Raw genomic sequence first — 6067 nt, forward strand, 5'->3', positions numbered from 1 at the left:
GTTATGCTTTCTTAGCATTTGCTGCACTTCTATGCCAGCAAAGAGGTGGTCAATTTTGCCACGGAATAGGGTGTAACATATGCCCGGAACTTCCAACACCTCAAGTCATTCCTGCATAATACCCATGTTGTTAACTATTAGTCATTTATTCTAATTTTAAAGAAATGGCGTATAAGGGAGTTAGAATGAAACATCCGCAGTAAAAGGCTCTAACAGATTAAGAACGTGTCAAAATATGCAGTTGTTGATAAGAATTCAGAAAAGAACTCAGTGAATAAGGCAGGCCTTTGTACATTTAATACTTTATAAATTTCTGATGCATCTCGACGAACTTCAACAATTCATACGTTTCACCATATCCCAGTTATCACCTCAGAACGGGCAGGCCGATTTTGAAAAGATTTGTTTATACTTTGCCAAATCCAGGATACACCGTAACATTTTGCCGGCAACGGGGCCGGTTCAGGCCGGCGGCGATCAGGGGAGGGATTTTGAGACATTTCACACTTATTTATCCCAAACCCCCATTGCACAGCATACCTATATCAGTAATTTCTCGGGCCGGCCGGTCGTTTTCGCCTGTTCGATGGAAAAGGAGCCGGCCAGGCGAAATGGCAAGATAACGTCTGATCTGAAAACGATTACCGGCAGTGGTACGGCAGTCGACAGGGTTTATTTTTTCAGCGGACAAGATATCCCCGTTGCGGCCCGCCATAAAACTATTGATGAGGCCAAACGGGATTTGAATGTGACTCTGGAAATCATTGATGCCAATGCCCTGTCACAACATCTTGCAGAGCCGGATTTATTCTGGGTAGCAACCCAGTTTTTAAAAATTCCGGCAGATCTTTACCCGGTAAAAACCGGAGATCACTGGTACGCTAAAATATTTAACGAATACCGGCAGCGGACGAAGCAGATTACGACATATGAGGAGTTTACAGAAGTCAAGGAGGCTGTGAGGGCTATATATAAGAGTGATACTCAAAAAAGCGATCTGGCATTCTGGTATATCAGACTGGATGAACTGATCGCTGCGGGCGCGAACAGCAATCTGGTTCGTCATGCGATATATGAACGATTCGTGACTGCACTCGTAGGTACTGATCACGTAGCTGGTCAGGAAACGAATATTCAACGTTACTTTAAAGAATTTGACCGGCATATTTCGACAGCGGAGCTGGAAGATGCTAATCATTTACTTTCATTTTCTTTTAACGCCTATCTCGGAGGCAGGTTGAACATCGAAAAGTCGTTCCTCGACGGTGTCGCTGATCGTATAGAACAATTAATCGATGGCATGTTGAAAGCTGCAACAATCGATGACAACCTCTGCGCACTGCTGGAGATTAAAGCCAGCTTCTGTTTGAATGACCGGCGGGGTAAGCCAGATTATTCAGCAAATTTTGCAGCCTATATCCGTGAGCTTAACAAGCTTACGGCGAAACTTCCCAATGCGGGCTTCTATCCTTTTGAGCGGCTGGCAGACCGGCTTAATAAAAATTTAAAAACACTGATGACAGTTTTTGAAGACATCAGACCGCTGGAAAAGGTGCTGGAAGATGTCGACCGGATATTAGCGGATAAGGGTGCTAATAAAATAGTCGCAGATAAGCTAAGGGATCGTGCGGTGATGTTTTTTGAAGCCGGGCAGACAGGCAAAGCCATTCGGCTCCTGCATGATCTGAAGCTTAAATGGTTTAATAAAGAAACGATAAACGGTGTTGTTCTGACCTGTAACTTTCTCGGAAAGGCCTATAAGCAGCAGGGATTGTATTTTGCTGCGAAATATTATCATCTGGTGGCTGCTTACCTGGCTCAAAAGGATAAAGACACTGCATTTTCTGATAAACTGACTAATGGCCTGTCAGAAGCTGCGGCATGCGACTATGCCACAGGTGCCTGGGTAAGTTATCTCAACATCAGTGAAATACACCTGCAGACTCATGGTATTGCTACAAAAGATTTTGACCTTTACGACCATGAGGATACCATTCAGCTGCTTTATTATCCTGCGGTAATATTGCGGTTAGCCAAAGAACTGATGCCGGGTGCAGAAAAAGTCCTGACCGAAGCTGTACCGGTTTACGCCGAACTGGCCGAAGACATGCACGAAATCGGAGAGCGCTTTCTTTCAAAACAGGATACCCGGACATTGAAAGAAACAGCCGAACAGGAAATACTAGGTATCCCGTTTAATGACATTAGTAGCGAAAGAACTATCGCATTCAATGCCTGTGGCTGCAATTGGATATTCAACTTTAAAAATTCTTACATCAATAATACCGTAGCTGAGGAATACATCAGTATTTTTCAGGTTCTACTTCAGGAGCTGGCAGATGATGATCTGCATTTACGACCAGGCGATGTCTGTATCAACATCGTAATTGCCACAGATGGAAAATTCAGCCTTACAGAGCCGCTGGAGAAAAAGAATATCACAGAAGTTATCCTCACGCCTTTTAAGGGTTCCGGGTACGAACAGCGCCGGAAATACACCTTTGATCTTTTGGTATATGCGCAGATGCTGGTATTTATTCAATCGTCACTTTCCCAAAAAGATTATAAAGCCGCGCTGGATGCCAAGCTGAAGTCTCCCCAACTCCTGGAGAAAGTGTCGTTCGGCCAGGCATATACCGTCGTTTACGGTGAATTCTACCGTAGAAAAAGTTTTGAATGCGTCTTAAAAGCAAATATCTCTAATGCTTTTAGTACGAACCGCCAGCAGCTTAAAACAAACGATGCACTTCCGTGGAATAACAAACTATCACCTTTGTTTGATCGCAAGAGAGAATCCGAGATCATTCAAAACCGCATCAGATGGCTGAACAAAACCGTTTCTGTCACACTGCCTCTATTCAAAACCTCAGAGCACTTCAAAAAAATTATTGCCGAATTGCGCCAGGAGGGCTGGCTTGACTGGCATTTACTTCATGTATTTTCTAATAAGGTAGTCAGCAAAAAGGTTCACGATGCCCGCAAATTCCGTACGGTAGCCGACTACCAGAAACTGTTTTGGGAGGGCATGCAAAAGGATGAAAAAGAATGGTATCAGGCAATAAACGCTGAAGATTTTAGCCTCGAAGAATTCAGAAATTTTCTGAATGTCTTGCTGCCGGTATCCGTTCTTTCCAATTTCGGGCTGGATGAACAGCCACGTGGTAACGACGCGGCCGGATATCTTCAGCTGCTAGTTCAGCGATTTGATTTTTTGGAGACAGGTAAGGAACACATCATTTTCGACTAGATAAAAAACATTAATCCCGGCGGCTCAACCTGGTAACAACGACGCTGTTTACAGGTCATTGCTCTTTATTGGGGTCCACTGTGACCCTTTTAATTCCGGTGCATCTTATTACCACGATGATGAGATAAAACGCTCCCATTAGATTGATTATGCCGCATCACCACCGGAGAACAGATATGATGGAAATGTCACTCTACAACTTTTAATTTACTCACCAGGTCATGGAAATATTGAGGCGACCAAATGTCAAGTACTTTTGGATCTTTGATAAATCGCCTGATATCATTTACTACGTAATCCATTTTCACCGCATCAATCTTTTGCTTCAGCAATTCTCTGAATTCTGCTTCAGTAATCTCGTCTTTATCCCAATCGCTGCTGTCTTTTGCTCTGATCACAAAATGCTTTAGATTCAGCGGTATTCCTTTGCGGATATACCATTCCATATCGTACCAATCTCTTCCTTTAACGTTTGTACCCCATTTGCGAAACAGCAAAGCATGCATTTTTCCTGCAAAAAGATTAGGTAGAGTAAGGCACTTTACATAAAAAGACACCGGTCGCAGCAATAATTTTTCTTCGGTTTCAAACCCCAAAGGCGGTTCGCGATCTACTTCAATTTTGATCGTTATATTGGCTACCTGATTGATTCCGTTTTGGGGAATAATATTTTCCAGTACCAGTTCTTTCCAGATCGTTTCAGATTTCAAAAAGGCCGAATCTATATTGGTCAGATTTGTTTTTTGTTTTTCCCTGATCGCTACCTGCATTCCCAGAGAACTGAATTCATTGATAATGGCATCCTGGTATCTGCTTAATGAAAACTCAGGATCAACAGTCAGCAGTGAGAAGTCGAGATCTTCTGAAAACCGGTCAAGGCCATAAAATATCCTTAAAGCCGTACCGCCATAAAATGCAGCCTTTTCAAAAAAACCGGCGCGCGATAATCCTGCCAGTGCAATTTCCTGCATAACTTCTCTCAAGGCATCCTTTGCATCCTGCTGGTTAGCGGGTTTATACTCTTCAATCCACTCTTTTATCATAAACTCCTGATCATCTTAATTAACATATTTAAACTATCTCTTTTGGGCGCATCAGGTAACCAGCTCATCATTTTTTCTACATCCAGACTTTTTAAAGATGATTCATCCATCCTTAAATCGTCCAATAGATAAGCTGCAACCTGCGTTGTGCTCCTCAGTAATATACCGGATGTACTTACAATTTTATCACACAATGCTTTTTCAGGCGAGGCAATAATACCGCGCTGTTCGTTTGAAAGCTTTATCATATTTAATCCAAATGCATAATAGGGTAAAGCAAGATGCGTGTATGTAAATATACCTGCAGGTGTATTAAATTCTTTGCTGGCCTTTGTAGTCATCGAAGAGATTTCGTAGACCCTTTCAGGAATAAGACCGTAATAGGACAATGCGGTTTCTAAAGATACGTAGCTTGGCCCGTAGATATGATTTGCCAGTAATCCGCTTTCCGGTTTTGAGGCTTTAATATTAGGCCCGGCGATATATAGTCCCTTTTTTACGGTTTCAATAATTCCGTCTGCTTTAAGTGCCTTAATTTTATCATTAGGACGCTTATAATCTTTTAGAAAAGACATCATCAACTGATGTGTCAGCGGTTGTGATGAATATTCTCTAATTGTTTGATTAATGTCCATATTCAAATGTAAGAATTTAATGTAATAAACGGTAAATTATCGATTACCTAATCAATATTTAACATTTATATACTGTCTTATGTAATATTACAAGCAGATAATCGGATATATTCGATTATCTACTTGTAATTTCACATCAAGATTTTAGTTAACTATACGATCTTTCAAATTTGAAAATCGTTCATTATAAAAAGTGCTTAAGGAAGCCGGAGATCAGCCAATTAAACAGCATAGCCTAAAAAATTATGAATGATTTAATTGTTTATTTTAATAAAATGGATTAACTTTAAAGTATAAAGATTTGTGGTTAGGATATTGAATATCGCATAATTTAACGGCAAGCTTTTGGTAAGGTACAAAGGATAAGAAAAACCGACATAAAAGATCACTTGCGTCATTCCTGTAGTGGCGAAAAAAGCGGGTTGTAAAATGTTGATTTTCAATATAATAGAAGATAGGTTCATGAGCCGTCCATTCCGCTGAAAACAAAAAGCCTTACTGAGAAGTAAGGCTTTTTTGCGTTTGCCCCTTTTTTAGGCGGTTTCTTGCAAAAAGTATATCAAATCCAATCAAGTTTTCCAAACCAAAAGGGGTACCATGTATTCTTTGGAAATTAGGCACCTTTGAGGCTATTTAAGCTTTTGTTAATCAATAATAGGGGAGGTAACCCTATTTCCTGGCTATCACCCTTCTCCTGGTAGCAGATCACACATTCAACTGCCTTTTATATTTCTTTTGAACGCTCCCAATAACTATCGTTAAATCTTTATCAACTCTCTTTTGAGTGCAGCAATAACGAGTCCGGTTCTTGATTTGGTTTCAAACTTTTGAAAGAGGGCTTCGCGGTAATTATCAATCGTATGGGGGCTAAGGTTCATTAAATCGGCAATTTGCTTGTAGGTAAGATCAGAGCAGCAAAGCTCAAGGAACTTCAGTTCGTTATTGTTCACCTCGATGCTTGAAGTTTTTACAGGCTGATTATCCTGGATATTGCGTAACAGCTTACCGCTCACCAGCTCATTAATGAAAAAAGATTGCCTGGCAATACTGGTAATGGCACTTACGAGGTCGGCAGCTTTTGATTGTTTAAGCATGTAGCCGCCGGCGCCGGCTTTAAGCATACCAATAATGGGCTTATCTTC

The 6067-nt window shown here is 41.2% G+C and carries 4 protein-coding genes; 1 reads left to right on the forward strand and 3 read right to left on the reverse strand.

What is annotated here, in order from left to right:
* Positions 1 to 442: 442 nt before the first annotated feature.
* Complete coding sequence (locus tag BLS59_RS30890; protein ID WP_143014300.1) at positions 443 to 3247, forward strand: hypothetical protein; 2805 nt, start codon at positions 443 to 445, stop codon at positions 3245 to 3247.
* A 188-nt stretch (positions 3248 to 3435) separates the two neighbouring features.
* On the opposite strand, the gene BLS59_RS30895 is transcribed toward BLS59_RS30890, so the two are convergent.
* The 3 genes from BLS59_RS30895 to BLS59_RS30910 form a co-directional block, all read right to left on the reverse strand.
* Entirely contained in the window at positions 3436 to 4290 is an 855-nt protein-coding gene (locus tag BLS59_RS30895; RefSeq protein ID WP_091157880.1) for a nucleotidyl transferase AbiEii/AbiGii toxin family protein, read from the reverse strand.
* The gene (locus BLS59_RS30900; RefSeq protein ID WP_091157881.1) at positions 4287 to 4925 is read right to left on the reverse strand and encodes a type IV toxin-antitoxin system AbiEi family antitoxin domain-containing protein; all 639 of its coding nucleotides are present in this window, start codon (positions 4923 to 4925) and stop codon (positions 4287 to 4289) included. The genes BLS59_RS30895 and BLS59_RS30900 overlap by 4 nt, the downstream gene beginning before the upstream one ends.
* A 758-nt stretch (positions 4926 to 5683) precedes the next feature.
* Positions 5684 to 6067, reverse strand: a 384-nt coding sequence (locus BLS59_RS30910; protein WP_143014301.1) for a response regulator transcription factor, incomplete at its 5' end; no start/stop codon positions are given.

This window comes from Mucilaginibacter pineti (assembly GCF_900101875.1).
Taxonomy (GTDB): Bacteria; Bacteroidota; Bacteroidia; order Sphingobacteriales; family Sphingobacteriaceae; genus Mucilaginibacter; species Mucilaginibacter pineti.